21 protein-coding genes and 1 pseudogene are annotated in these 24,141 nt (G+C 73.0%); 13 read left to right on the forward strand and 9 right to left on the reverse strand.

Going from position 1 to position 24,141, the window contains the following annotated elements:
* Positions 1 to 167: 167 nt before the first annotated feature.
* Both ACFWAR_RS35725 and ACFWAR_RS35730 read right to left on the reverse strand, forming a co-directional pair.
* Positions 168 to 1,994, reverse strand: a complete 1,827-nt coding sequence (locus tag ACFWAR_RS35725) for a chitinase (protein WP_385786706.1) — start codon at positions 1,992 to 1,994, stop codon at positions 168 to 170.
* Between the two features lie 118 nt (positions 1,995 to 2,112).
* Complete coding sequence (locus tag ACFWAR_RS35730; protein WP_385786708.1) at positions 2,113 to 3,453, reverse strand: choice-of-anchor A family protein; 1,341 nt, start codon at positions 3,451 to 3,453, stop codon at positions 2,113 to 2,115.
* Between the two features lie 245 nt (positions 3,454 to 3,698).
* Here ACFWAR_RS35730 and ACFWAR_RS35735 point away from each other — a divergent pair, with 245 nt between their 5' ends.
* Entirely contained in the window at positions 3,699 to 4,367 is a 669-nt protein-coding gene (locus ACFWAR_RS35735; protein WP_385786711.1) for a response regulator, read from the forward strand.
* Positions 4,368 to 4,458: 91 nt separating this feature from the next.
* Here the strand turns inward: ACFWAR_RS35735 and ACFWAR_RS35740 are convergent, their stop codons facing one another.
* Both ACFWAR_RS35740 and ACFWAR_RS35745 read right to left on the reverse strand, forming a co-directional pair.
* Positions 4,459 to 5,154: a peptidoglycan-binding protein gene (locus ACFWAR_RS35740; RefSeq protein ID WP_385786714.1), complete on the reverse strand. Its 696-nt coding sequence runs from the start codon at positions 5,152 to 5,154 to the stop codon at positions 4,459 to 4,461.
* A gap of 44 nt (positions 5,155 to 5,198) precedes the next feature.
* The gene (locus ACFWAR_RS35745; RefSeq protein ID WP_385786757.1) at positions 5,199 to 5,891 is read right to left on the reverse strand and encodes a response regulator transcription factor; all 693 of its coding nucleotides are present in this window, start codon (positions 5,889 to 5,891) and stop codon (positions 5,199 to 5,201) included.
* Between the two features lie 325 nt (positions 5,892 to 6,216).
* Here ACFWAR_RS35745 and ACFWAR_RS35750 point away from each other — a divergent pair, with 325 nt between their 5' ends.
* The 7 genes from ACFWAR_RS35750 to ACFWAR_RS35780 all read left to right on the forward strand — a co-directional run bounded on the left by ACFWAR_RS35750 (position 6,217) and on the right by ACFWAR_RS35780 (position 12,426).
* On the forward strand, positions 6,217 to 8,976 hold the full coding sequence (locus ACFWAR_RS35750; RefSeq protein WP_385786716.1) for a nitrate- and nitrite sensing domain-containing protein: 2,760 nt from the start codon (positions 6,217 to 6,219) through the stop codon (positions 8,974 to 8,976).
* Positions 8,973 to 9,446 carry a roadblock/LC7 domain-containing protein gene (locus ACFWAR_RS35755; protein ID WP_385786719.1) on the forward strand — a complete coding sequence of 158 codons (474 nt, stop codon included), beginning with the start codon at positions 8,973 to 8,975 and terminating at the stop codon, positions 9,444 to 9,446. Before ACFWAR_RS35750 ends, ACFWAR_RS35755 begins: the two co-directional genes overlap by 4 nt.
* 88 nt (positions 9,447 to 9,534) lie before the next feature.
* Positions 9,535 to 9,816 (forward strand): DUF742 domain-containing protein, encoded by a 282-nt coding sequence (locus ACFWAR_RS35760; protein WP_385786722.1) that lies wholly within the window; start codon positions 9,535 to 9,537, stop codon positions 9,814 to 9,816.
* A complete protein-coding gene (locus ACFWAR_RS35765) occupies positions 9,797 to 10,432 on the forward strand; it encodes an ATP/GTP-binding protein (RefSeq protein ID WP_385786724.1) in 636 nt (211 codons plus the stop codon). Before ACFWAR_RS35760 ends, ACFWAR_RS35765 begins: the two co-directional genes overlap by 20 nt.
* A 39-nt stretch (positions 10,433 to 10,471) precedes the next feature.
* Entirely contained in the window at positions 10,472 to 10,930 is a 459-nt protein-coding gene (locus ACFWAR_RS35770; RefSeq protein ID WP_385786726.1) for a roadblock/LC7 domain-containing protein, read from the forward strand.
* A 229-nt stretch (positions 10,931 to 11,159) separates the two neighbouring features.
* Positions 11,160 to 11,579, forward strand: coding sequence for an ALF repeat-containing protein (locus ACFWAR_RS35775; RefSeq protein ID WP_385786729.1), 420 nt, complete (start codon positions 11,160 to 11,162; stop codon positions 11,577 to 11,579).
* 142 nt (positions 11,580 to 11,721) lie between these two features.
* Positions 11,722 to 12,426, forward strand: coding sequence for an RICIN domain-containing protein (locus ACFWAR_RS35780; protein WP_385786732.1), 705 nt, complete (start codon positions 11,722 to 11,724; stop codon positions 12,424 to 12,426).
* Here ACFWAR_RS35780 and ACFWAR_RS35785 read toward each other — a convergent pair.
* The 4 genes from ACFWAR_RS35785 to ACFWAR_RS35800 all read right to left on the reverse strand — a co-directional run bounded on the left by ACFWAR_RS35785 (position 12,416) and on the right by ACFWAR_RS35800 (position 16,752).
* Positions 12,416 to 13,285: a ParA family protein gene (locus tag ACFWAR_RS35785; RefSeq protein ID WP_385786734.1), complete on the reverse strand. Its 870-nt coding sequence runs from the start codon at positions 13,283 to 13,285 to the stop codon at positions 12,416 to 12,418. The two genes, ACFWAR_RS35780 and ACFWAR_RS35785, sit on opposite strands and share 11 nt — an antisense overlap.
* A 248-nt stretch (positions 13,286 to 13,533) precedes the next feature.
* Positions 13,534 to 14,868: a D-alanyl-D-alanine carboxypeptidase family protein gene (locus ACFWAR_RS35790; protein WP_385786737.1), complete on the reverse strand. Its 1,335-nt coding sequence runs from the start codon at positions 14,866 to 14,868 to the stop codon at positions 13,534 to 13,536.
* 26 nt (positions 14,869 to 14,894) lie between these two features.
* Positions 14,895 to 16,013, reverse strand: coding sequence for an alpha/beta hydrolase (locus tag ACFWAR_RS35795; RefSeq protein WP_385786740.1), 1,119 nt, complete (start codon positions 16,011 to 16,013; stop codon positions 14,895 to 14,897).
* Between the two features lie 109 nt (positions 16,014 to 16,122).
* Positions 16,123 to 16,752, reverse strand: a complete 630-nt coding sequence (locus ACFWAR_RS35800; RefSeq protein WP_385786743.1) for a peptidoglycan-binding protein — start codon at positions 16,750 to 16,752, stop codon at positions 16,123 to 16,125.
* Positions 16,753 to 17,491: 739 nt separating this feature from the next.
* Here ACFWAR_RS35800 and ACFWAR_RS35805 point away from each other — a divergent pair.
* Positions 17,492 to 18,415, forward strand: a pseudogene (locus tag ACFWAR_RS35805) (sensor histidine kinase); the annotation flags it as partial.
* Between the two features lie 63 nt (positions 18,416 to 18,478).
* Here ACFWAR_RS35805 and ACFWAR_RS35810 read toward each other — a convergent pair.
* Positions 18,479 to 19,153, reverse strand: a complete 675-nt coding sequence (locus tag ACFWAR_RS35810; protein WP_385786760.1) for a response regulator — start codon at positions 19,151 to 19,153, stop codon at positions 18,479 to 18,481.
* A 92-nt stretch (positions 19,154 to 19,245) separates the two neighbouring features.
* Here ACFWAR_RS35810 and ACFWAR_RS35815 point away from each other — a divergent pair, with 92 nt between their 5' ends.
* From ACFWAR_RS35815 to ACFWAR_RS35830, 4 genes are all read left to right on the forward strand, one after another.
* A complete protein-coding gene (locus ACFWAR_RS35815) occupies positions 19,246 to 19,875 on the forward strand; it encodes a DNA-binding response regulator (protein ID WP_385786746.1) in 630 nt (209 codons plus the stop codon).
* A gap of 359 nt (positions 19,876 to 20,234) precedes the next feature.
* Positions 20,235 to 22,112 (forward strand): nitrate- and nitrite sensing domain-containing protein, encoded by a 1,878-nt coding sequence (locus ACFWAR_RS35820; RefSeq protein WP_385786749.1) that lies wholly within the window; start codon positions 20,235 to 20,237, stop codon positions 22,110 to 22,112.
* A gap of 5 nt (positions 22,113 to 22,117) precedes the next feature.
* Positions 22,118 to 23,368, forward strand: coding sequence for a sensor histidine kinase (locus ACFWAR_RS35825; protein ID WP_385786752.1), 1,251 nt, complete (start codon positions 22,118 to 22,120; stop codon positions 23,366 to 23,368).
* Complete coding sequence (locus ACFWAR_RS35830) at positions 23,365 to 24,042, forward strand: response regulator (protein WP_385786754.1); 678 nt, start codon at positions 23,365 to 23,367, stop codon at positions 24,040 to 24,042. Before ACFWAR_RS35825 ends, ACFWAR_RS35830 begins: the two co-directional genes overlap by 4 nt.
* Positions 24,043 to 24,141: the final 99 nt, after the last annotated feature.

The following is a 24,141-nucleotide window of genomic DNA, read 5'->3' on the forward strand; positions in this document are numbered from 1 at the left end:
GGGCGGTGGGAGTACCGCCCCGCGGGCCGCGGGCCGGCACCCGGCCCGGTTCGACCCTAGGAAGATGCCGACCGCCCGGGCTGTCGGCGCGGGTGGACGGCGGGCGGCGAAGGTTGACTGCGCCCACCGCCACCCCGCCCGGGCCCCCGGTCAGCCGCGGTGGGCGCTCACTTGCCGATCTGCCACTCCTTCTTGTACTGGGAGACGGCCTTGGAGAAGTCGAACTTCTGCTGCTTGGCCCCGCTGCACCCGCTGTCGAACTGGACGGCGCCGTTCGCGCACTGCTGGTCGCGGCCGACGGACCACATCGAGAGCATGCCGATGTTCTTCTCGGCGGCGAACTTCTGGATCTTGTTCATGTCGGCGACCGTGACGACGCCCTTGTCGCCGACGCCCTGGCCTCCGTCGCCGTTGTTCTTGCCGATGTTCGGCGTGATGCCGACCATCCGCCACAGCTCGGCCTCGGACTTGTTCGGGAAGAACTCCTTGAGCTGCTTGTGCAGGCCCTCGCCCGCCGTGATGACGGCGTCGCCGTACTTGCCCATGTCCGGCACGGACTGACCCATCATCATGGCCATGACGTTGACCACGTCGGGCTGCGCACCGGCGTCCGTGAAGGACTTCAGGACGTTCTTGCCGTCCTGGACCAGTCCGGTCGCCAGGCTCGGCAGCGTCAGCGACACGTGCAGCGGGGCGCCCTTCTTGCGGGCGTTGTCCTGGAGGATCTTCAGCGCCTCGGCGCGCCGCTTGTTGGCGGCCGCGTTGGTCTGGATCGAACCCTCGACGTCGAAGTCGATCTTGTTGATGCGGTAGCGGTCGATGACGCCCTGGTAGGTCTTGGCCAGCTCCTGGGCGGACTTGTGGTCCACCGCCAGCTCGTGGCCGTTCTCGCCGCCGAAGGAGATCGCCACGTCGCCGCCCGCGGCGCGCAGCTCGGCGATCGACTTGGCCAGGTGCTGGCTCGGGGTGATCGCGTCGCTGCCCCAGCGCGGCAGCCCCTTGCCCTGGCTGTCGCCCACGATGAAGCCGAGGACGAACTGCTTGACGCCGGTGTCCTTGGAGATCCGCGCGAGGTCGGGCACCGGGTAGGCGGCGGCGTCGATGAAGGGGCTCGCGCCGCGCCAGGCGGCGGCGGGCTTGCCCGCGTCGACCGGGGGGCGGCCGTCGGGGCCGGGCTGGCTGGTGGCCACGGAGACCTTCGCCGAGGCGCCCGCCTTCAGGGCGCCCTTGCCGGTGATCTGGAGCCGCTTCAGCTCCTTCTGGACGGCGACGTTCCCGTCGCCCCACGAGTCGCCCGGCAGCAGCCACGCCTCCAGGCCGTAGAGGGCGGACCAGGAGGCGATGTCCTTGGTCCCGGTGTTGGTGATCGTGAAGTCGAGCTGGCCGGAGGTGCCCCAGTCCTTGAACTCGGCGCTCAGCTTGAGCGCCTTGTCCGAGACCGAGCTCTCGCCGGGCAACAGGGCGCCGCCCGGGTCCGGGGTGGGCGGCGTCGGAGGCACCGGCGGCTTCGTCGGGTCGGTGGGGCCGGGGGTGGGCGGGGTCGGGGTGGGCGGGACCGGCGGCTTGGAGCCGCCGTCGCCCAGCTTCCAGGAGCCGCCCTGTACGTCGATGCGCTCGCCGTTGAGCTTGAAGTCCTTCAACTCGTAGGAGGTGTGCTTGTTGGCCAGGTCGACGCCGAAGGTGAACTCGCCGCCCTGATAGGCGTCGGCGACGACCTTGACGTGGGTGCCGGTCACGGTGGTCTTGCCGTTGTAGACCTGCGGGGCCAGGCCCTCGGGGGCCTCGAACTCCAGCGTCCAGCCGGGCCCGGTGACGGGGATCGTGACGTGGCCGCTGAGCCACCAGGCGTTGCTGGTGGGTTCGTAACCGACCTTGACCGCCTGGGCGGAGGACGCGGTGTTGGTGAAGGCGTCGGTGGCGTAGACGGTCACGGGGACGAGGAGTCCCGCGGCGGCAACGCCGGTGGCCAGGCCTATCAGGGTGCGCTTGCGCATGGACGGATTCGCTTTCGGATGTGGGGGGTGGGGTGTGGCCCGCGTGGGGGTACGGGCCCGGGTGCCCGTGCGTGGGGGCGGGCACCCGGGGTGGGGGGGTGGTTCGGGGCCTGCCGGGTCAGCGGCGGCCCGCGCGGCGGCGCAGGGCGGCCGTGGTCAGGCAGGCGCCGCCGACGAGGAGGGCGCCGACCGCGCCGAGCACGATCGTGGAGTCGACCCCGCCGCCGGTGGTGGCGAGCGAGCCGTCGGGCTTGGCGGACGGCTGGGCCGACGGCGGGGCGGAGCCGGAGGGCGTCGAGCCCGAGGGCTCCGCGCCCGGCTTCGGGGTGGCGGGCTTGGAGGGGGTGGGCTTGGGGGCGGGCGGCAGGGTGGTGCTGGTCGGGCTCGGCTTCGGGGCGGGCGGGATCGGCTGGCCGCTGCCGCCGCCGCCCGTGCCGGGCAGGCAGCCGCGGAAGGTCATCTGGTGGGTCTCGGCGCCGGGGACGGAGGTGAGCCGCTTGGCGATGACCGAGCCGTTGACGTGGCCCGGGCCCGTCTGTCCGGCGCCCCCGGAGCCCTTGGAGCCGAGCTGGACGGCGGCGTTCGGGGCCAGGATGGTGCCGGGCCAGGAGGTGTGGTTCTTCTTCACCGAGGTGGCCTGCGGGAAGTTCCACAGCAGGCGGGAGCGGATGTCCTTGAACTGCTGGGAGCCGGCGGCGTAGTCGTCCGTGACGAACTTCCCGGCCTGCGGGTCCCACAGCTCGACCCCGTGCAGGGAGCCCGCGGACATGTCGTAGCCGGCGCCGAGCACGTTGACGATCGTGCTCGATCCGGCGGGGACCTTCAGGGCGATCCGGTCGGCCTTCTGGAGCTCGGCGGCGTCCACGGTGAAGACGTTCAGCTTCGCGTCCCCGCCGGTCAGCAGCAGGGACTTGGAGCCCTCGGGCCGGGTCACCGACCCTGTCACCTTCAACGCCGCCCAGGAGGTCGAGCCCGCGCGCAGTTGGGCGAAGGCCTTGCCGAAGTCCACGGGCGAGGAGCCCTTGGCGTGCTTGCCGTCGATGGCGAAGCCGCCGGGCCGGCTGGCGTCCTTGAGCGAGCCGTAGACGCCCGCGCCCTTGCCGATGACGACCTGGTTGGCCGTCAGTTCGCCGCCGACGACGAGGGACTTGCCGCCGGGCAGGGCCGCCAGGTCGGCGGCGGTGAGCTTGGCGCCCACCGAGAAGCCCTGGCCGGTCGCGGCGTCGCCGAAGGCGGCGTTGCCGCCGACGGCCACGGCTCCCTCGGAGTCGGCGTAGCGGACGGCGTCGCCCTCGACGAACTCCGCGAAGGTGCCCGCCACTCCGAGCGGTCCGGCGGCGCCCTGCGCACAGACCGGTGGGGCCGCGACGGCCGCGGTGGCCGTGGCGGCGGGGAGGAGGACGAGGGTGCCGGTGGCGACCGCGGCGACGGCGGTGGCGAGGGCGGTGGAGGCGCGCATGAAGGAACTCCCGTTCGAACGGGCGGCATGGGAGGGGGACGGATCGACCATCCATCACACGCGATCTTGACGTCAAAAGCTGATGTTTCAGACATTTACGACTTTCAGTCCTTAAGTTCCTTAAGTGGACCTAAAGCGTGATGGAGGTCACATGATCTTGCTGACTGCTCTCGCCGAATACGCCCCGGCCTGATAACAGTTGGTCGGAATGTCCGCACATCCGCTCAACAGAAGGAACGGCTCCCATGGGTCCAGACGTAGGCGTCCTCATCGTCGACGATCAGCCGATCACCCGGTCGGGACTCACCTGCATCGTCGACTCCCTGCCGGGATACACGGTCGTGGCCGAGGCCGAGGACGGCATGGAGGCGGTCGCCCGGGCCCGCGAACACGAGGTCGCCCTGGCCCTGGTGGACCTGCGGATGCCACGGGTCGACGGGGTGGAGGCGACCCGGCGGCTGATGCGCGCGCAGCACCCGCCACGGGTCATCGTCATGACCACCTTCGGCGTGGACGACCGGGCGCTGGAGGCGTTGGAGGCGGGCGCGAGCGCCTTCGTGACCAAGAACATCTGCCGCGGCGAGCTGCACCGCGCCATGGACTCGGTCATGCACGGCGGCACGCTCGTCTCGCCCGACCTGCTCGGCTACTTGATGACGAAGGCGACGCGGAGCACCGGCGCGGCCGTGCCCGCGCAGCGCCGTGCGGAACTGCTGGGCCGGCTGAACGACGCCGAGCAGCACGTCCTCACGCTCGTCGGGGCGGGCCTGAGCAACGCCCAGATCGCGGACCGGCTCTTCCTGTCCGTCTCCAGCATCAAGGCGCGCGTCTCCCGCCTGCTGCAGAAGTTGGAGCTCGACAACCGCACCCAGGCCGCGGTCCTCGCGCACGAGCTGGACCTGCTGGGCGAGTGACGGCGCGGGGACGGGTGACGGCGCGGGGCGGGTGGCGTGCGGCGCGGGGGCGGGTGGCGTGCGGGGCGGGTGGCGTGCGGGGCGGCGGCCGTCAGCCCAGGCCGAACGCCGCCCTGGTGTGCGGCCCGTAGACGCCCGACGGGTCGCCCGTCAGCCCGCGGTCGCTCTGGAGCTGTGCGACACCGCGCCGGGTCTGGTCGTCGTACACGCCGTTGACGCCGACGTACGTGAACCCCTGGCCGTACAGCCGCTGCTGGAGCTTGCGCACATCGGACCCGCTGTCACCCGGGCGCAGGCTGTCGTCGGAAGGTGACGGGGGCGGCGGTACGGGCGGTGCGGGCGGGTTCGGGGAGTGCGGGTCCGGGTCGACGCCCGGGCGGTGGCCGTCCTGGCCGGGGCCCTGCGGCGACGCGGAACCGGAGGCGCCGGACGCGCCCGCCGCTCCGGCGCTGCCCTGCGGGACCGGGCTGCCGTCGGGTCCCGTCGAGGGTGAACCGGCGCCGTGGGAGGCGGAATCCGGGCTCCGGCCGCCGGTCGAACCCGTCGCGGCGGCGGGGCCCAGGTCCTGGCGCAGGGGTCCATCGGGGGCGCCCGCGCCCCGGTCCGCCGAGGCCGTCAGCCCGCCGCCCCCGCTCGCCAGGAAGAGCGCACCGCCGCCGAGCACCACCAGGGCGCCGGCCGCGCAGAGCGGGGCGCGCCAGCGGGCCGCCCGGGAGCGCCGTCGACGGCTGGCGAGCCCGCCGACGTCCAGGACCATCGTCGCGGATTCCTCGGACCGGTCGGCCATCGCCCACCACCGCCCTTTGTCCCTACATATATGGATACATGCTGTTAGGACAGGATACTCACGGGCTCGGCCCGCCCCGCCAACCCGGTCTCGTTGGCGACCAGGGCGGCCTGCGTCCGGTTGTCCAGGTGCAGTTTGCCGAGCAGCCGGGAGACGTACGTCTTCACGCTGGCCCGGGAGAGGTGGAGTTCCTCGGCGATCTGCGCGTTCTCGAATCCGTGCCCCAGCAGCCGCAGTACGTGCCGCTCGCTGTCGTTGAGCAGCCGGACCCGGTGGTGGGCGCGGGCGAACTGGGCCTGGCAGGCGGACGGTCGGTGCATGAGCCCGCCGAACACCTCGGGGGCGATGGCGCAGCCGTCGGCGAGGACGTGACACAGCACCGCGCCCAGCAGTCCGGCGTCCAGGTCGCGCGTGACGAAGCCGCGGGCGCCCGCGTCCAGCGCTTCGTCGAGCCCCTCGTGGCCGCCGCCCCCGGTGAGCAGGACGACCTTGGGCGGGCGCGGCAGGAGTCCGCCGAGCCGGTCCGCGCGCAGGCCCAGGGAGCGGGCCAGGGCGAGGTCCATGACCACGAGTTCGGGTTCCGTGCTGCGCAGCAGCCGCGTCACCTCGGCCGGGGTGCCCGCTTCGGCGACCACGTCGTAGCGGCCCAGTTCCTCCTCCAGGACGCGGCGCAGCCCGGCACGGAAGGCGGGTTCGGGGTCCGCGACGAGAACGGTGCGCCGATTCTCCTGCTGCATTGCGTCCACCGGTGCTCCGTGAAGTTCCGCCGTCGAGTTCATGATCACATTGTCACCTGTTACGACTTAGGATCGACGTAACGAATTCTTAAATTGACTTAAGCATCGTCAGATTGCTTTCGCCGGGATGAATTGACGATGATCGGCGAATCACCCGAAATGGAGATCGGTTCCAACCTTCTTCATATTGGGGACTTTGGTCCTTCGGTAAAGGGGCCAAAGGCAGGTGTCCTGTGCCGTTGCATGCGCAAGCCTCAACACGACGCGCATGCGGCGCACCCCGACCCTCGAACTCCGCATCCCGAACTCCGGAAACAGGTCTCCCGTGATCCCAGCAGGCACCCGGCCGCCGCTGCCCTGGCAGAGGCGCGTGCTCGCCGACCTCCGCGTCCCGACCCGCATGCTGATCGTCGTACTCGTCCCGCTGCTGGCGGCCATGGGCTTCGCCGGGCTGCGCATCAAGGACGCGCTCGACGTCGCCGACACGTACGCGGGCACGGAGCAGATCGCGAAGACCAGCCGCACCGGCACCAAGCTGATCGCCGCGCTGGCCCGGGAACGGGACCTGGCCGTCGACCCGCAGGCATCCACCCGCGAAGGCGGGAAGAAGGCCGGGGACGAAAAGGGACGCGCGGAAACCGACGCCCAGGCGCACCGGTTCCTCCAGGAAATCGGCCGACTCCCCGGACACACCGGCATGGAACGCCAGCGCAAGGTGACCACCGCGGGCGTGGACTCCCTCGTCGACCTGCGCAAGCTCTCGGATTCGGGCAGCGCCGACCCCGCCCAGGTCGAGCACGGTTACGGCGGGGTCATCGTCTCGATCGCCAGTCTCTACAACCAGGTCGGCGGGATCGGCGAACAGGCCCGCGGCGCGGGCTGGACCCTCTACACGATCGCCCTGAACAAGGCGATGGTCACCAGCCAGCGTTCGGTGCTCTCCAGCGCCACCACCACAGGGGTGCTCACCACCGGTCAGCTGGGCAACATCGTCTCCGCGCAGCTCGTGCGCGACATCACCGCCATGGAGTTCGGTCTCTACGCGCAGCCCGCGGAGGCCGCCGAATTCCAGCGGATCCTCGGCTCCGACCGGGCCCTCGCGCTGTCGGCCTCCCTCCAGAAGCTCAGCGTCAGCGCCGCGACCGGTCAGCTGACCGTCGCCAAGGTGGGCCTGCCCAAGACCTGGTACGAGGACCTGACCCGGGCCGACGGCGAGCTGACGCAGCTCCAGGAGAAGGTCGAGCAGCGGGTCCTGGCGGAGGCGGCGGCGCAGAAGGAGACCGCGCACGACCAGGTCGTGACCGACCTCGTGATCGCCGTGGTGGTCCTGCTGCTGGCGACCCTGCTGGTGCTCGCCACCTCCCGGCACCTGGTGCGCGGTCTGGGCTGGCTGCGCCGGTCCGCGGTCTCGGTGGCCGACGAGCACCTGCCGGAGGTGACCCGCCACCTGAACGCGGGGAGCCCGCTGCCGGCCGCCCTGGAGGGCAAGGTGCTGGCGCCGCGGACCCGTGACGAGATCGGTGACGTCGGCCGCGCCTTCGACCGCGTCTACCTCGAAGCGGTCGGCCTCGCCCGGCAGCAGGCCGCGATGCGCGAGGAGGTCAACCAGCTCTTCCAGAACCTCTCCCGGCGCAACCAGGGCCTGGTGCAGCGGCAACTGGCCGTCATCACCGAGCTGGAGGGCGCCGAGCACTCCCCCGACGGGCTGGCCCGCCTGTTCCACCTGGACCACCTGGCGACCCAGATCCGCCGCAACAGCGAGAACCTGCTGGTGCTCGCGGGCGCGGAGATCACCGCCGAGCGGCGCGAGACGACCGAACTGCTGGCCGTCGTACGGACCGCGGCCTCGGAGATCGAGGAGTACCAGCGGGTGACCTACCGGGCGGTCCCGCCACTCGGCGTGGTCGGCTACGCCGCCGACGACCTCGTGCACCTCGTCGCCGAACTGCTGGACAACGCCGCCTCCTTCTCCAGCCCCGACACCTGGGTCGTGGTCAGCGGCCAGCGGATGCCCGACGGCCGACTGCTGCTGGAGATCCGCGACCAGGGCATCGGCATGAGCGCCGAGCAGCTGGCCACGGCGGACGACGTACTGCGCCAGCAGGCCGGGCGTCGGAACAACCTGAGCGAGTCGATGGGCCTGTACGTCGTCGGCGCCCTGGCGCGCAAGCACGCGGTGGACGTCCGGCTGTACGCCAACACTCCGGCCGGGCTGGTCGCCGCCCTGGTGCTGCCCGAGTCCCTGCTCGTACGACAGGACCAGCCGGGCGCGGAGCAGCCGTCCCCCGGGCAGTTGCCCACGGGCCCGTTGCCCACCGGCCAGTTGCCCACCGGCCAGTTGCCCACGACTCCGTCGTCCCCCGGTCAGTTGTCCACCGGTGCGATCTCCGGTGGGCGGTCGCACGCCGGGCAGTCGCCCGCCGGTCAGCGGCCCGCCCAGGCGTCGCCCACGGCGCAGGCACCCGCCGCACGGCCCGTGATCCGCGGCCGGGCCGTGCCCGCGACCTCGCCCACGCCCACGGGCCCGGCCCCGGCCCCGGCCCCGAACCGACCGGCCGGAGCCCGCGCCGCGAAGGCCGCCGACGTCCGGCGCCCGGGCAGCGACCACCCGACCCTGACGTTCCGCGCGTTGGGCGGTCCGGGGGTGGGCGGTCCCGGAGTGGGCGGTCCCGGAGTGGGCGGTCCGCTGCCGACGGCCGCGTACCCGGCCCAGGACCAGGCACAGAACCAGGCCCAGGGCCAGAACCAAGCCCAGGCCCAGGCGCCCTCACCCGCCCAGTACCTGGAACGCGGCGCGCAGGGCGGTCCGGCCCACGAGTCGACCAGCGCGGGACTGCCCGTGCGCCGGCGTCGACCGCGCGCCGGGAGCATCACCGCCCCCGGCAACCCGGTCCCCGCCGCCACCCCCGCCCCGGCCGTCCGCCCCGGCACCACCGGCGGCGGCGCGGGCACCGGTCCGCTGCCCGACCCGGAGGAGATCCGGCGCCGGATGAGCGGGCTGTACGAGGGCATCGCCCACGCCGGTCCGGCCGGGACGGAGCGTTCCGCCGACGCCGGTCCGCAGCAGCAGGAGGAGAACCGATGAGTCCGTTCGCGATCGAGGCGGCTCCCGCCGAGGACCTGCTCGCACCAGCGGGCACCGAGCGGGTACGGGAGTTCCGGTGGGTGCTCCAGAAGTTCCTGAGCGACCTGCCCGGTGTCTTCGACGTCGCCGTGGTGTCGGCCGACGGGCTGCTGCTCGCCCGGTCGACCTCCGTGCGGTCACCGGCTCCGGCGCTGGTCGCGCCCATCGCCAGCGGGTTGGCCGCGCTGGCGGGCGCGGCGTCGGGGTTGCACGGCTCGGGGCCGGTGAGCCGGACCGTGCTGGAGATGCAGCACGGCGTGCTGGCCGTGGTCACCGTCTCGGACGGTTCGCTGCTGGCGGTGGCGGCCCACGCGGGCACCGACCGCGCCGTCCTCGGCTACGAGATGACCCGCCTGGTGCGCCGCGTCGGCCACGTCCTGACGCCCGAACTCCGCTCCACCTTGAGGGACCATGCCGCCGTCGCCGACTGATCCCCTCAGACCCTCCGCTCCCCCTTCGCCCGCGCCCGCGCCCGCGCCGATCGCCCCCCGCCCGTACGCCATCACGGCGGGCCGGACGGTGACCCTGTTCGCGCTGCCGCTGGAGGCCCTGGTGCAGACCGTGCCCAGCCCGTGGCCGGGCGCCACCGGGCACCCGGAGCACGACCGCATCCTGGCGCTGTGCGTCCGGCCCACCTCGGTGGCCGAGGTGTCCGCCCTCCTGCACCTGCCGATCGGGGTGGCCCGCGTCCTGTTGTCGGACCTGTCCGGCATGGGGTTGGTCTCCGTCACCGAGCCCACGGGTGACGCACCGTCCACCACGTTGATCGAAAGGGTCCTCAGTGGACTACACAGCATCTGAGCAGCACCAGCCGCCCGCGACGGCGGGACCGCCCGGCGCCCGGTCGTCCGCGAAGATCGTCGTGGCCGGTGGCTTCGGCGTCGGCAAGACCACCCTGATCGGCAGCATCTCCGAGATCGCGCCGCTGCGCACGGAGGCCGTCCTGACGGCCGCCTCGGAGGGCGTGGACGACCTCAGCGGAGCCCCCGACAAGCGCACGACCACGGTGGCCATGGACTTCGGCCGGGTCACCCTGGAGGACTCGCTCGCCCTGTACCTGTTCGGTACGCCCGGCCAGGACCGGTTCTGGTTCCTGTGGGACGACGTGGTGACCGGCGCGATCGGGGCGATCGTCCTGGTCGACAGCCGCCGACTGGCCGACTCCTTCCCCGCGGTGGACTACTTCGAGGAGAACGGCGTCCCCTTCATCGTGGCGCTCAACGGCTTCGGCGGGCACCAGCCCTTCAGCCCGGCGCAGGTGCGCGGGGCGCTGCGGATCCGCGACGACGTGCCGGTGCTGCCGACCGACGCGCGGCGGCGCGACGCGGTGAAGGAACTGCTGATCCGGATGGTGGAACACGCCCTGGAACGCAGGCTCGCCGCCCCCGCGACCCCCGCCCTGGCCGCCGCCGGCTGACCCCCGCCCGTACCCTCCCCCCTTCCAGGAGCACCTCCCATGCAGTCAGCCCCCATGCAGTCGCCTCCCGTGCGGTCGGCCGACCAACGGGCCGCCGCCATCACCCGCGCGATCCACGAGCGGTGCGCCGGCACCCCCGGCGTCGAGCGGGCCGTGCTGCTGTCCGCGGGCGGGCTCGTGCTGTGCACGGACGCGGCGACCGACAAGGCGGACGCGGAGCGGCTCGCCGCCCTCGCCGCGAGCCTGATGTCCCTGACCAAGGCCGCCTCGCACGCCTACGACAGCGGCTGGGTGGCCGCCTCGGTGATCACCATGCGCGACCACCACCTCTGCATGGCCCCGGTCGACGAGCAGACCTCGCTGGTGGTCCTCGCCGACGCGGCCCTCGACACCGGCCGGATCACCTACGCCACCGCCGTCCTGGCCGCCGACGTCGCCCCCCTCCTGGACGACACCGCCCGCGACCACCTGGGCCGCTTCTTCCTCCTGCCGGGCTAGCCTGCCGGTCCTTCGACCTCCCCTCCGGGGGCGCCTCAAACGCCGGCGGGGCTGGAAAATGCGGCCTCGCTCGGCTCCGTAGCGCCGGAGCACGGTTCGCCACACCGTGCACACCTCTCCATATTCGAGGCCGGTTGCTTGCCGGAACTCGGAATTGTTCGCGGTGGATCGACTCGCCAAGATCATCTATGCCGTCGGTCATCGGCGGCATCAGATCTTGGGGGGAACCATGAAACTGACTCGACCCGCACTCGCCCTGTCCGTCGCCGCCCTGGCTCCGGCCCTCCTGCTCGCCACCCCGTCCCTCGCCGCGGCCGCGCCGGTCACCGCGCAGGCTTCCGCGAGCGCGGTGGTCGGCTCCGACACCGAGAACGCGGCCGCCATCGCCAAGCTCCTCGCCGACCCCACCACCGGCAAGGGCGTCAAGCGCGAAGCCAACAAGGCCCTCGACGGCACCCCCGCCGACCGGGCCGCCTTCCTGGAGACCGGGCTGCGCCTCGCTCGGGCCGAGGACGACCGCGTCGCGGTCGCGCGGTTCCTGGCGCGGCCGGGCATCAGCGCCGGGCTGCGCGCCGCGGCCGAGACGGCCCTGGGCGGCACGCCGGAGGAATTGCGGTACTTCATCACCGTCGGCCAGTACCAGCTCTGACGCGCTTGCGGCGGCCCCCGGCTCCGACATCGGGACCTGTGGGGGCCGCACACCGGGACCAACGGCCCTAAGGGACAGGTAAATTCGCGCCATAGCCTTTTCGGTGGGCAACCGAATCGGAGGCGCAATGAAGAACGGCATCATGTCTCTGGCGACGGCGGCGGCGATCGCACTCGCCGTTCCCCTCGCCGGCACCGCTCCGGCGGCGGCGCAGACCCGGGAGAACCCGGGGAATTCCGAGCGCTGCGCTTATTTGAAGAAGGCGATGGACCGGATCGGGCTGCCGATCAATCCCAGCCTCGGCGGCAGCCTCGCGTACGTCATCCTCTACGCCGAGGCCAAGAGCCTGGGCTGCGATTTCGTCAACACCCCCGCCTACCACGTGGATCCGACCCAGGGCCACGAGGGCGCGCTCCACGTGCAGGGCAATCCCGTGCCCGCCGACCGCCCCGCGGTCGCCTTCAACGGCTACGACCCGATGTCGAGGCTCTACCGGGACCAGCGGCCGGACGGGATGATGTTCCTCCCCACCGACCAGGCGAACCGCTACCTGTTGACGATCACCACCGGGTCGCAGGCGGGGAAGTGCCTGAATTCCTATTGGGCCGGGGACAAGTACGGTCTCGTCGCCACCACCTGCGGGAATTCCAGCGACCGTTGGAGCTTGAAGGAAGCGCACGGCAACGGCTGGAGCGCCTGGGTGGTCGACAATTTCTCCTCCACCGGCGAGCACCACGGGGTCCTCGACGTGCCGGGCGGGCGCACCAACGAGAAGATGATCGTCTATCCGTGGAACAACGGATGGAACCAGCTCTTCAACTTCCGCCCGATGGACTTCAAGCCCTGATGCGCTCCGGGGTGTCCCATTCCGTCCGCGGCTGACGCATGCGGGTGAGGACCTGGCACATCAGCTCGCCGTACATGCGGCCCGGGGCGTGGCCGGCGAAGCGGACCACCGCCGGGACCCCGAAGGCGAAGGAGTCGCTGATCCGGTTGTCCAGCCGTATGTCGGCGGGGAAGGGCGCGAGGTCGGCGTCCAGCATGCCGTTGCGGGTGTCGACCTCCTGCGCCCGCCACTTGGACGGCGGGTTCGACCGGTTGACGATCGCCCCGAGGTACACGGGGTCGCACTCCCCGTCGGTGCGCCCCTTGACGTAGCGCACCGTGCCCCGCGTGGCCGCCGCGCCCTTGAGCGCGGGGTACTCCGGCACGCACACGGTCAGTACGTAGTCGGCCGCCGCCAGCGCGGTCGCCGCCATGGAGGAGACGGCGGGCGGGGTGTCGATGACGACGAAGTCGAAGGCGTCCGCCACGTCCCGCAGCATCCGCCGGAGCACCGGAGTGGCCGGGTAGCCGGCCTTGTGGATCAGGTCCTGGGCGGCGGTCATCGTCGATTCCTCGCTGGCCAGCAGGTGCAGGCTGCCCGCGCCCTCGAAACCGGCGACGAGCTCGCTGCGGTCGAACCAGACGGCCGGCAGGTCCGTGCGCATGCCCTGGAGCGCGGCCTGGATCACCCAGCCGAGCGAGCGGGCGAGCTGGTCCTGGCTGGAGAGGTTGAGCCCCAGCGCCGAGCCCGCCTGGGCCTGGGGGTCCAGGTCCACGACGAGCACGCGTTGCCCCGCCAAGGCCAGTGCGGCACCGATGTTGACGGTGGAACTGGTCTTGCCGACGCCCCCCTTCTGCGTCGCAATGGCAATGATCTTCACGGCAGGAGCCCTCGGGTACGTGACGCGGGAATGTCAAGGAGGACCATAACAGCGACCCCTTGGTGATCGGGGAGGACGGATTTCTGGCCCGAATTCCTCTTTCCGCTGACCAGCGCTCTGCATTTGTACGAAACCCCGAGGCCCAGCGGCCCGCCGGAGGAACGGATCACACGGAATATCGGCCTTATGGCCATTCTCTTCCGGGAGCGCCTCCGACGGGCCCTCTTCCTCTTGACTTCCCGACGCCCTCAGCCCTGCGCGCGGCGGCGCCGACGCACGAGCAACCAGCCCGAGCCGCCCGCCACGGCCGCCGCCCCGACGCCGATCGCGCTCCAACCCAGCGCGCCCGGACCGGAGTCGGATCCGGCGGCGGAGGCGGCCGAGCCGGCGGCTCCCGCCGACCCGCCCTTCGCGCCGCCGTCCGCCGCGGCCTGGTCGAGGGTGCCGACCGGGGTGGCCTTGCCCGCCGCCGCGAAGCCCCAGTCGAGGAGTGCGCGCATCTCGGTGTAGACCTGGTCGCGCTTGTTGTCCTGGGGGTTCATCACGGTCACCACGATGGTGTGCCCGTCGCGCTGGGCCGCTTCGGCGAGGGTGTTGCCCGCGTTCGTGGTGTAGCCGTTCTTGCCGCCGATCAGGCCCGCGTACGGGGCCACCCCGTCGGCGCCGGACAGCATGCGGTTGGTGTTGCTGATCCCGAAGGGCTTGTCCTTGCCGGGTCCGGCGGGCCCGCCCGGGAACTGCGCCGAGGCGGTCGAGCAGTACTCCTTGAAGTCCTTGTCCTTCAAGCCCTGCCGCAGGAAGAGCGTGAGGTCGTACGCCGAGGAGACCTGGCCCGGGGCGTCGTAGCCGTCGGGGCTGCGCACGGTCGTGTCGCCGGCGCCCAGTTCCTTGGCGCGCCGCTGCATGTCGGCGACGGTCTTCTCGACGCCGCCGTTCATCGCCGCGAGCACGTGGACGGCGTCGTTGCCCGAGCGCAGGAACACCCCGCGCCACAGGTCCGGCACTTGGTAGGTGCCCCCGGGCACGATGCCGACCGCGCTGCTGCCGTCGCCCATCCCCTTGAGGTCCTCGGGGGTCACCGTACGGCTGCCGGTGTGCGGGACCGCCGGAAGCACCGTGTCGGCGAAGAGCATCTTCAAGGTGCTGGCCGGGGGGAGCTGCCAGTGGGCGTTGCGCGCCCCGAGGACCTGGCCGGTGTCCGCGTCGGCCACCACCCAGGACAGCGCGGAGAGCCCCGCCGGCAGGTTCGGGGCGCCCGCGCCCACCTGGTCCCCGGGGCTGCCGAGCCGCTCACCGCCCACCTTCGACATCTGCGCCGGGGGCTCCTTGCGCGCCGCCGCACCGCCGGGCGCACCGGAGGCCGCGCCGGACGCCCCGGGCGCCGGTGTCGTCGACGGCGCGGGGGTCCGCGGCGCCCACGGGGTGCTCGCGTGCGCGGGTACGACGCCCGCGCACGCCACGAGTGCGGTCGCCGCCAGCGCCACCAGGGCGCGCCGGGTCTTCACGGACCCCCGGTCGACAGACGTGGCCTCGATCGTGGTCGCGATCGTGGTCGTGGTCGTGGTCGTGGTCGTGGTCGTCATCGGCACGTCCCTCCCCCTGCGCACGGTCACTTCGCGGCGACCGGGCCGCGCATCCGGTCGCTCATCCACTTCAGGTCACCGGCGAAGAGGGTGTCCGTGTACTTGTAGCCGTCGTGGCCGCCCTCGAAGGACGTCACCTTGGTCTCTATCGGGCCCTTGGTGATCTCCTGGCGGAGCTTGTCGAGCGCCGCGACCTCCGCCTTGGGCTCCTTGGTGCCCATGAGGAAGGAGATCGACACCTTGTGGCCGGTGGTGGGGCCGGTCGACGTGGAGGGCGAGGGGCTGCTCTTGGGCGTGCTCTTGGGGCTGGCCTTCGAGCCCGCCTTGGCGCTGCTCGACGGGCTGCTCGACGGGCCGCCCGCGCCGCCGCTCTTCTTGATCAGCTGCTCGGCCAGCCAGGCCGGGCTGTTCTCCTGCTTCTCCTTCGGGTGGCCGTTCCACAGCGGCGAGTCGGGGGCCGCGTCGGGGCCGCCTGCGATCGCCACGCTGAACCGCTCGGGGTACTGGAGCACCATCTTCATGCCCACGTAGCCGCCGGAGGAGGAGCCGAAGAAGCCCCAGCCCTTGGGGTCGGCGTAGGTGCGGAAGTTCTCCCGCACCAGGTCCGGGACGTCGTCCGAGATCCAGGTGCCCATCTTGGGCTGCCCCGGTATGTCGCTGCCGTCGTAGTAGGTGTCCTTGTTGGCGTTCAGCACCGGCATGACCACGATGAAGGGCAGGCTCTCGCCCTTGTCGGCGGCTTCCCCTATCCGCTCCTGGAGGCGGAACTCCTTGGAGAAGAAGTAGTTCGTCGGGTAGCCCACCGCGCCGGGCAGCGCCATCAGCACCGGGAAGGCGCTGTCCTTGTACTCGGGCTTGCCGTACTGCTTCGGCACCCAGGCCCACACCCGACCGGTGAAGCCGGACTTCGGCCCGGTCAGGTCGGTGCGCACCACGCGGGTCCCGTCGGGCAGTTCCCGCTGCGTCGTCCACTCGCGCGGGTTGGTCGGCATCCGTACGTCGCTGGCGGCCTTGGTCTCCCCCGGCTTCGCCGCGGACTCCTTCGGGGCGAAGGAGACGGGGTCGCCATCGCTGGAGCAGCCGGACAGCGCGGCGACGGCGGACAGGACGAGGGCCGCGCAGAGCGTGGCGGAACGGTGTTTCACTCGGATCTCCGGTGCAGACTGAAGGATCTCGAACGTGGTCTCGAACGGATCTCGCAGGTAGAGATCGATACAGCGACAAATCGGTTCCATCGAAGCGGCAAGAGGTTCGTCAGGGCGCGACCCGCTCCAAAGCGGTGCGGGTGGCCGGGCCGTAGCGGCCGGGGGGATCGGCGGCGACGGCCGCCGCGACGGTGGACCACTGCTGGAAGGCGCGCACCGCCGCCGCCGTGTCCTCGTCGTAGGACCCGAACCGGTGGCCGTGGTACATGCCGATCGAGTGGAGCATGCGCTGCATCCGCGTGACCGGTTCCCCCGCGTCGCCCGGGCCGAGGGTGTCCGCTCCCGAGCCCGGGCCCGGACCTGACGGCGTTCCCCCGGAGGGCGGCGGCGCCGCCGGTCCGGTCGACCGCGCCGGGGCGGCGGACCGGTCCGGGTGCGCGGCGGCGTGATCGGGCTCCGGGGACGCCGGGGCCGCGGACCCGGCGCTCTCCGCGCTCCCGGCGGCGGCGCGGGGGGCGCCGGTGCCCGGGCGGGCCGGGTCGGTGAGCGCGCGGAAACCGTCGCTGCCGAGGGCGACGGCGAGGAGGACGAGGGCCGCGACCACCGCGGCCGCGAGGGCGAGCGCCCGGCGCGGGAGCCGCGACCCGGGGGGCCGCCGGCGGCTGCGCAGTCGGACGGTGTCGAGCACCAGCGTCGTCTCCTCGGCCCGTTCGCCTCCGGCCGCACCCCCTTTGTCCATGCGCCCAGTCTCACCGGCCCTCCCTTATCGGTGATCCAAAAGAACCTTAAAACTCCTTAAATCGACAGCGGGAAAAGCACATGTGACGGAATGTCAATAGCGGAGCGCCCGCAACAGGCATTTGCCCGGCGAATCAGCGGTATCGTACGGACCGAAGACACGCTTCAGCCCGTGCGGGCCCGGCGGGTGAATTCCCGTCACTCCACTGCCGCCGGGAAGACGAGAGGGTCATCTCCGTGGAAAACCAGCGCCGTTCTCATTCCGCGAACCATTACCCGTCCAGCTGGTCGGGCGACACCCCCGTGTACGACCGGACCGTCGCTGACCTGGGCGACCCCACGATGGATTCGATCATCCCCGGGGAGCTCCTCCTCACCTGGGAAGAGCACCTCGGCTATCTCCCGATGCAGCCGTAGGTCCTGCGCGCGAAACTCGAAAGAACGCCTCTTCGGGACTTTCGTCCCGGCCGCGAAGAGGCCAATGGCCCCTTTGCGAACAGACCCGGTCTGCTCTAATTCTGACAATGCTCAAGAGCCCGGCCGAAATACGGTCCCTGCCGCACGCGTGCCGGTGCATAGCGCCCGCGGTGGCCCTCTGGAGCGCATGGAACTGGCTGGGCCACATGCCCGGCGGGCTCGTGCTCTCCGACCGGCCGGCCGTCGTGGTCGTGCTGTGCGTCCTGCTCGTCGTCGTGATGGTCCGCCACGCGGCCCGCCCGGTCCTCTACGCCGTGCTCGCCATGCTGGGGCACCTGCTGGCCGACACCCCGCTCGTCCTCGCCGTGGCCCTGTACGCGGCCGGCGTCCGGGTCCGCGATCGACGCGTACTGGCCGCCCTCGCCGTGACCGGCTCCCTGGTGGCGGTCGCGGTCGGCGTCGCGGTCTACGGGCGTCCCCCCGACGGCTCCTCGGGCCCGCTCGACCCCGGTTCCTTCGACGTGCGGCAGGCGCTCGTGGCCCTCGCGCTCGCCCTGGGCCCGTTGTGGGCGGGGCGCACCTGGGGTCGGCGCGAGCGGGCCGCCGCGGCGGCCCGCGAGCGCACCGCGGAGCTGGAGCGGGCCCAGGCCCGGCTGGTGGAGCGGGCCGAGGCGCGGGAGCGGTCCCGGGTCGCCCGCGACCTGCACGACATCGTGGCCCACCGGGTGAGCGACATCGTGCTGGCCGCGAACGCGCTCGACGCCACCTCGCGCGCCGTCCTGCCCCCCGCGGCCGTGCGGACCGTCGACCGGATCCGGGAGAGCGGGCAGCGGGCCCTGGAGGAGCTGCGGGAGGCGCTGCACCTCGTCACGGCCGCCAACCTGGCCTGTCCGGCCGAGCGCATCCCGGAGCTGGTCGACCACGCGCGGCGGGGCGGCCTGGACGTGACCCTGCGTCAGGAGGGGCACGCGGAGGTGCTGCCCACACCGCTCCAGCTGGCGGCGTACCGCGTGATCCAGGAGTCGCTGACGAACGCGACGAAGCACGCGGTGGGCGCGGCGGTGACGGTCCGGGTCGACTGCGACGTCGAGGGGCTCCGGGTGGAGGTGCGCGACAGCGGTGGCGTGCGCCTGCCCGCGCGCACCCTGCCCGGCGGTGGCAACGGACTGGCCGGGCTGGCCGAGCGGGTGCGGCTGCTGGGCGGCACCTTCACGGCCGGACCGGCGGGCGACGGCTTCGCGGTGCGCGCCGCCGTACCGCACCGCCCGGCGGCGCGGACGCCGGGCGGGGAGGCGGGCGGGGCGGCGGGGTCACATGTCCTGCGGACCCAGCCGGTTGACGAAACGGGCGAGCTGCACCCGGCCGGTCAGGCCGAGCTTGCCGAAGAGCTGGGCCACGTGGTTCTTGACCGTCGCCTCGGTGACGCCGAGCCGTTCGCCGATGGCCGCGTTGGTCAGCCCGAGCGCGAGCAGGCGCAGTACGGAACGCTCGCGGTCCGTGAGGGTGGCGAGGAGGTCGAGGTCCTCGGCCGAGGCGGAGGTGTCCGCGCGCAGGGAGTCGAGCAGGCTCCGGGTCACCACCGGGTGCAGCACCGAGTGCCCGGCGCGGGCCGCGCGGACGGCTTCCAACAGGTCGTCGACCGCGAGGTCCTTCAGCAGGAAGCCGGACACCCCGAGGTCGAGTGCCTCGCGCACCCGGGACTCGTCGTGGAAGGCCGTCATGACGAGCACCCGCGGCGGCCGGGGCGCCTCCAGCAGCCGCCGGGCGACCACGAGTCCGTCCTCGTCGGGCAGGACCAGGTCGACGAGGGCGACGTCCGGCCGGGTCCGTGCCGCCTCGACCACGGCCGCTGCCGCATCGCGGGCGACGCCCACCACCTCCATGTCCCCGGCGGAGCCGATGATCTGCTCCAGACCCGCCGCGGTGATGACGTTGTCCTCGATGACCAGCACTTTGATCGGCAACAGCAGGCTCCAGACGGTCACGGCGTACGGCCAACGTAACCTCCGGCCCGCTCGTCCCGGTTCCCCTCCCCCCGCCCTTCCCCCGCCCCTCCCCCCGTTCGGAGCAGCACGCGATGATCACGGCCTTGCCGGTCAGCGGCGATCACGAACTGCGCGCGGTGCTGCGCGACGAGCTGCGCCGGGCCGCCGACGTCAACCCGATCGGGGAGGCCTGGGACGAGGCGAGCGCGCGCGAGCGGATCCGGGTGCTGCTGCCGGACGTCGTCGTGGTGTACGCCGACGCGCGCGTCGACGGGTTCGCCCTCACCCGGGAGTTGCGGCGGGGGCCGGGCGGTCCGGAGGTGGTGCTCGTCGGCCCGCCGGGCCCGCGCATCGTGGCGGACGCGGTGGCGGCCGGCGCGTCGGGGGTGCTGGCCGTGGGCGCGCTGGACAAGGACCTCGGGCGGGCGGTGCGGTACGTGGCCGCGGGTCAGGCGTTCTTCTCCGCGGAGATGACCGCGTACGTCCTCTCCCTCGTCGCCCACCGGCCACCGGCGGCGCGGCGGCCGTCGGCGGCCGTGTCGGAGGCGTTGACCGACCGTCAGCGCGAGGTGCTGGAGCTGCTCTCCACCGGTCTGTCCAACGCGGCGATCGCCGACCGGCTGCACCTGCGGGTGGCCACGGTGAAGACGCACGTCAGCGAGATCCTCACCCGCCTCGGCGCGCACAACCGGGTCGAGGCGGCCCGCATGCTCTTCCCGTGACGCGTGACGCGTGACCGTGGCGCGTGGAGCGTGACCCGTGGTGCGTGGCGCGTGGTGCGTGACACGTGAGGCTCCGTAGCCCGTGAGGCTCGGTCGCCGCCCACGCCCCTTACCTCCGGCACGCCCGCCCCGACCTGCGACCTTCGGCCGATGTCCCTAGGCCTTTAGTCGGCCGAAGGTCCATCCACCGGTGCATACGCTGATACGGAGTTCACTCCCACCGCACCGGAGTGTCCACCATCGGAGCGGGGTTGACGCCGTTCGGCGCCGGACGCCGGTCCGATCGGCTGCCACCGTGGGACGCGCCCCCGCACCACACCACGGCCGGACCAAGCCCGCGCCGGAAGACGTTGGGACCCATGAGCACCTACGCACTGCACCACAGGCGGCTGGGCACCCAGGTCGGACTCGTCCTCCTGCTGCCGCTCTGCCTCGCGCTCGGGCTCGCGGTGACCGTCGTGCGGGACGCGGCGGCGCACCACCACGACACGGTCGTCACCGAACGCCGCGCCTACGTCGCGCTGGCGGCCACGGCCGTCACCCGCGGCCTGGAGAACGAGCGGGGCGCACTCGCCCTGGCCGGGGGCAAGGTCACCGACCAGGTCGGGCAGCGCCGACTGGAGACCGACCGGGCCGTCGGGAAGTTCCGCGAGGACGCCGAGCCCGGCGCCGCCGACGCCGCCCTCGCGCCCCGGCTGGACCGCGCGCGCACCGCGCTGGACGGGCTGGACCGGGCCCGCGCGGCCGACCTCGGCCGCTCCGGGGACCTCCCGACCGCGGTGTCCGCCTACCACGAAGCCATCGAGGCGCTCGGCGCCCTCGCCTTCGCCCCCGGCACCGGTCCCGCCCCCCGGGCCGTCGACACGGCCCGGGCCGTGCGCGCGCTGGCGGCGGGCACCGCCGCGCTGTCCGCGCAGCGCGCCCTGATCGACGCGGCCCCCGACACCGCGGCCCTGTCCGCCAAGGACACCGCCTTCCTCGCCCGGCAGGACGGACAGCGGCACTACGCGGCGCGGGAGTTCCGGGCCGCCGCCGACGCCCGCAGCGCGTCCGGGCAGGACGCCACCGCGATCGACGACGGCTGCCTGGCCGCGCCGCTCGCCCGCGCGGCCGAGGGCAAACGGCCCGCCCGGGCCGAGTGGGGCACCTGCGCCACCCGGGTCCTGGACCGGATGCACGAGGTCTCCGCGTCCCTGCAGGAGCAGTCGCTGCACGCGGCCGCCACCGCCCGGGCGCGCGCCTGGGAGGCGCTGCTCGCCCACGTGGCGCTGGTGGCCTGCGCCGTACTGGTCTCCGCGGGGGTGGCGGCGTTCGTCGCGCGGCGCCTGGTGCGCCGCCTCCAGCGGCTGCGCCGGGCGGCGCTCAAGGCCCAGCACGAACTGCCCGCCCTGGTCGCCCGGGTGTCGCGCGCCCCCGACCCCGGGGGCCTGGCCCTGGACGTGACCCCGGTGGACCTCGGCGCCACCGACGAGGTCGGGGACGTGACCCGGGCCTTCGACGCCGTGGTGCGCGAGGCCGTCACGCAGACCTGCCGCCAGGTGGTGCTGCGCGCCGTGGTCCACGAGCGGCTCGCCGCCATGTCGCTGCGCTCGCACGTACTGGTCCACGAACAGCTCGACCTGCTCGGCCGGCTCCAGATGGCCGAGGGCGACCCGGACGCGCTGGACGCCTTCTTCCGGCTCGACCACCTCGCCAACCGGATGCGGCGGCACGGGGAGAACATGCTGCTGCTGACCGGCGCCGCGCCGGGCCGCGCCCACCCGCGCGCCGAACCGCTGGTCGACGTACTGCGCGCGGCGGCCTCGGAGGTGGACGAGTACACCCGCGCCGCCGTGCACCAGCCGGTGCCCGCCGTCACCGTCCCGGCCGACGACGTCAGCGCGCTGACGCACCTGCTGGCCGAGGTCATCGACAACGCCGTCCGCTTCTCCCCGCCGGAGCGACCGGTCGAGGTGTCCGCCGAGCTGCTGCCCGGGCGGGGGCTCGTCGTCCGGGTCCGCGACGAGGGCTCCGGCATCCCCCGCGAGCGGCTCGACGCCCTCAACGTGCTGCTCCAGGGCGCCCCGTCCGCCGACTGGATGGAGTCGGAGCAGATCGGACTGCACGTCATCGGCAGGCTCGCCGCCCACCTCGGCGCCCGCGTCTGCCTCGACTCGTCGTGGCGGGGCACCACCGTCGTCGTCCACCTGCCGGCCGGGCGGTCGGCGACCGCACCGGCAGAACCTCCCCTGGAGTGACCCGCATGCCCACTCACGTCTACCGCCTCGCCCGGCGGAAACTGCGCGCGCTCGGCCGCTGCGAGACGCCCCTGTCCCCGCGCCAGCGCGTCCTCCAGGACGCGGTCCTGGCGCTCCTGGTGGGGGCGGCGAGCTGCCTGGTCCTGCTCACCGTGCACGGGACCGGCCTCTTCCTCGGGTACGGGGCCAGCGCCGCGTGCGCGCTGGTGGCGGCCGGGAGCCTGATGTGGCGGCGCACCCGGCCCGAGCTGTGCGTGGCCGTCGCCCTCGCCTCGACCCTGGCGTCGGACGAGGGCACGGCGCTGATCGCCGCCGTCTACGCGACGGCGGCGTACGGGCGGCGCCGACCCGGCGCCGTCGTCGGCGCGGCCGTCCTCGGCTACCTGTGCACGCGTCCGCTGATCGGGGACTTCGTCGACGACCCGCGCTGGCAGGTGTACGTCGCCGCGGTCAACTTCGTGGTGCCGGCGATGCTCGGCTTCCTCGTGCGCCGCCAGCGGGAGCTGCGGGAACGGCTGCGGGAGCGGCTGTCGAGCGCGGAGTCCGCGATCGACAGCGCGGCCCGCTTCGCCATCCTGGAGAAGCGCACCCAGCTCGCCTTCGAGATCCACGACACGGTCGGCCACCACGCCACCTACCTGGTGATGCGGGCGGGAGCCGCGCAGCGGCGCAAGGGGATCACGCCCGAGGCGGCCGCGGAGTTCGGGGCGATCCAGGACGGCGCGATCACCGTGATGCAGGAGCTGCGCGGGGTGATCAACGTGCTGCGCGAGCCCGACGATCCGGACGAACCGCTGCGCGGCCACCTGAGCTGCAACGAGTTCCTGGAGGGCCTGACCCGCAACATGCGGGCCATCGGCATGGACGCCTCGCACGCGGTCGAGGGCCGCCCGCGCGACCTCGGTCAGCGGTGCGAGTCCCTGCTGTACCGGGTCAGCCGGGAGGCCCTGACCAACGCGGCGAAGTACGCGCCGGGGGCGCCGGTGCGGGTCCGGCTGGTGTACGGACCCGGCACGGTCTCCCTCCAGGTCGTCAACGGGCGGACCTGCGAACACCCGGGTCCGGGCGCCGGGTACGGCTCGGCCGGGCTGGGGCTGCGCGGGCTGGCCGACGCGCTCGCCGAGGTCGGCGGCTCCTTCGACGCGGGGCCCGTGGCCGGTGGCGGCTACCGGGTCCAGGCGGTGGTCCCGCTGCCGGCCGCGGCGGACCGGACCGCCCTCCTCATCCCGACAGAGAACGAAGGACGCGCCCTGTGAGCATCCGCGTGGTAATCGTGGACGACCAGACGATCATCCGGTCCGGTCTGCGGATGATGATCGAGTCGGGCGACGGGTTCGAGGTGGTCGGCGAAGCGGTCGACGGCGCCGAGGCCCTGGTCCAAGTGCGCTCGCACCGGCCCGACATCGTCCTGATGGACCTGCGGATGCCGCACGTCGACGGCATCGCCGCGACGCGCAAGCTCTTGGAACTGGCCGATCCGCCGCGGGTGCTGGTGCTGAGCACCTACAGCGGTGACGGCCAGGTGCTGGAGGCGCTGGAGGCCGGGGCGAGCGGGTTCCTGCTCAAGGACCTGCGCTGCGAGGAGCTGTTCTCGGCGCTGGAGGTGGTGGCCACCGGCGGCCGGGTCTTCGCCCCCGAGGTGCTGCGCAGCCTGGTGCGCCAGGCGATGCGGCGGGTTCCGGTGCGGGTGGACGGGGTCGACGCCAAGGTGGCCTCGCTCAGCGAGAGCGAGCGGAAGGTGTTGCGGCTGATCGGGATGGGGATGACGAACGAGCAGATCGCCCGGGAGCTGCATCTGGCGGGGACGAGCGTGAAGACGTACGTCTCGCGCACCCTGGCCAAACTGGGCCTGGAGAACCGCACCCAGGCCGCGGTGGTCGCCTACGGCATGGGCCTGGCGACCACGCCCCCGGACGCCCCGGCCCGCTAGCCCGCCCCGGGCGAGGCCACACTGCCCAGCCCCGGCCGCCGCCGCCCCGATGCCCTCCGGGGGCGCCTCAAACGCCGGCGGGGCTGGATTGTCCAGCCC

This window comes from Streptomyces sp. NPDC059917 (assembly GCF_042730635.1).
Classification (GTDB): Bacteria; Actinomycetota; Actinomycetes; order Streptomycetales; family Streptomycetaceae; genus Streptomyces.

What these genes read in the sequence shown, in the direction of transcription:
- ACFWAR_RS35725 (WP_385786706.1), bottom strand. Translation starts at nt 1,994, where the DNA reads ATGCGCAAGCGCACCCTGATAGGCCTGGCCACCGGCGTTGCCGCCGCG.
- ACFWAR_RS35730 (WP_385786708.1), bottom strand. Translation starts at nt 3,453, where the DNA reads ATGCGCGCCTCCACCGCCCTCGCCACCGCCGTCGCCGCGGTCGCCACC.
- ACFWAR_RS35735 (WP_385786711.1), top strand. Translation starts at nt 3,699, where the DNA reads ATGGGTCCAGACGTAGGCGTCCTCATCGTCGACGATCAGCCGATCACC.
- ACFWAR_RS35740 (WP_385786714.1), bottom strand. Translation starts at nt 5,154, where the DNA reads ATGGCCGACCGGTCCGAGGAATCCGCGACGATGGTCCTGGACGTCGGC.
- ACFWAR_RS35745 (WP_385786757.1), bottom strand. Translation starts at nt 5,891, where the DNA reads ATGCAGCAGGAGAATCGGCGCACCGTTCTCGTCGCGGACCCCGAACCC.
- ACFWAR_RS35755 (WP_385786719.1), top strand. Translation starts at nt 8,973, where the DNA reads ATGAGTCCGTTCGCGATCGAGGCGGCTCCCGCCGAGGACCTGCTCGCA.
- ACFWAR_RS35770 (WP_385786726.1), top strand. Translation starts at nt 10,472, where the DNA reads ATGCAGTCAGCCCCCATGCAGTCGCCTCCCGTGCGGTCGGCCGACCAA.
- ACFWAR_RS35775 (WP_385786729.1), top strand. Translation starts at nt 11,160, where the DNA reads ATGAAACTGACTCGACCCGCACTCGCCCTGTCCGTCGCCGCCCTGGCT.
- ACFWAR_RS35780 (WP_385786732.1), top strand. Translation starts at nt 11,722, where the DNA reads ATGTCTCTGGCGACGGCGGCGGCGATCGCACTCGCCGTTCCCCTCGCC.
- ACFWAR_RS35790 (WP_385786737.1), bottom strand. Translation starts at nt 14,868, where the DNA reads ATGACGACCACGACCACGACCACGACCACGACCACGATCGCGACCACG.
- ACFWAR_RS35800 (WP_385786743.1), bottom strand. Translation starts at nt 16,752, where the DNA reads ATGGACAAAGGGGGTGCGGCCGGAGGCGAACGGGCCGAGGAGACGACG.
- ACFWAR_RS35815 (WP_385786746.1), top strand. Translation starts at nt 19,246, where the DNA reads ATGATCACGGCCTTGCCGGTCAGCGGCGATCACGAACTGCGCGCGGTG.
- ACFWAR_RS35820 (WP_385786749.1), top strand. Translation starts at nt 20,235, where the DNA reads ATGAGCACCTACGCACTGCACCACAGGCGGCTGGGCACCCAGGTCGGA.
- ACFWAR_RS35825 (WP_385786752.1), top strand. Translation starts at nt 22,118, where the DNA reads ATGCCCACTCACGTCTACCGCCTCGCCCGGCGGAAACTGCGCGCGCTC.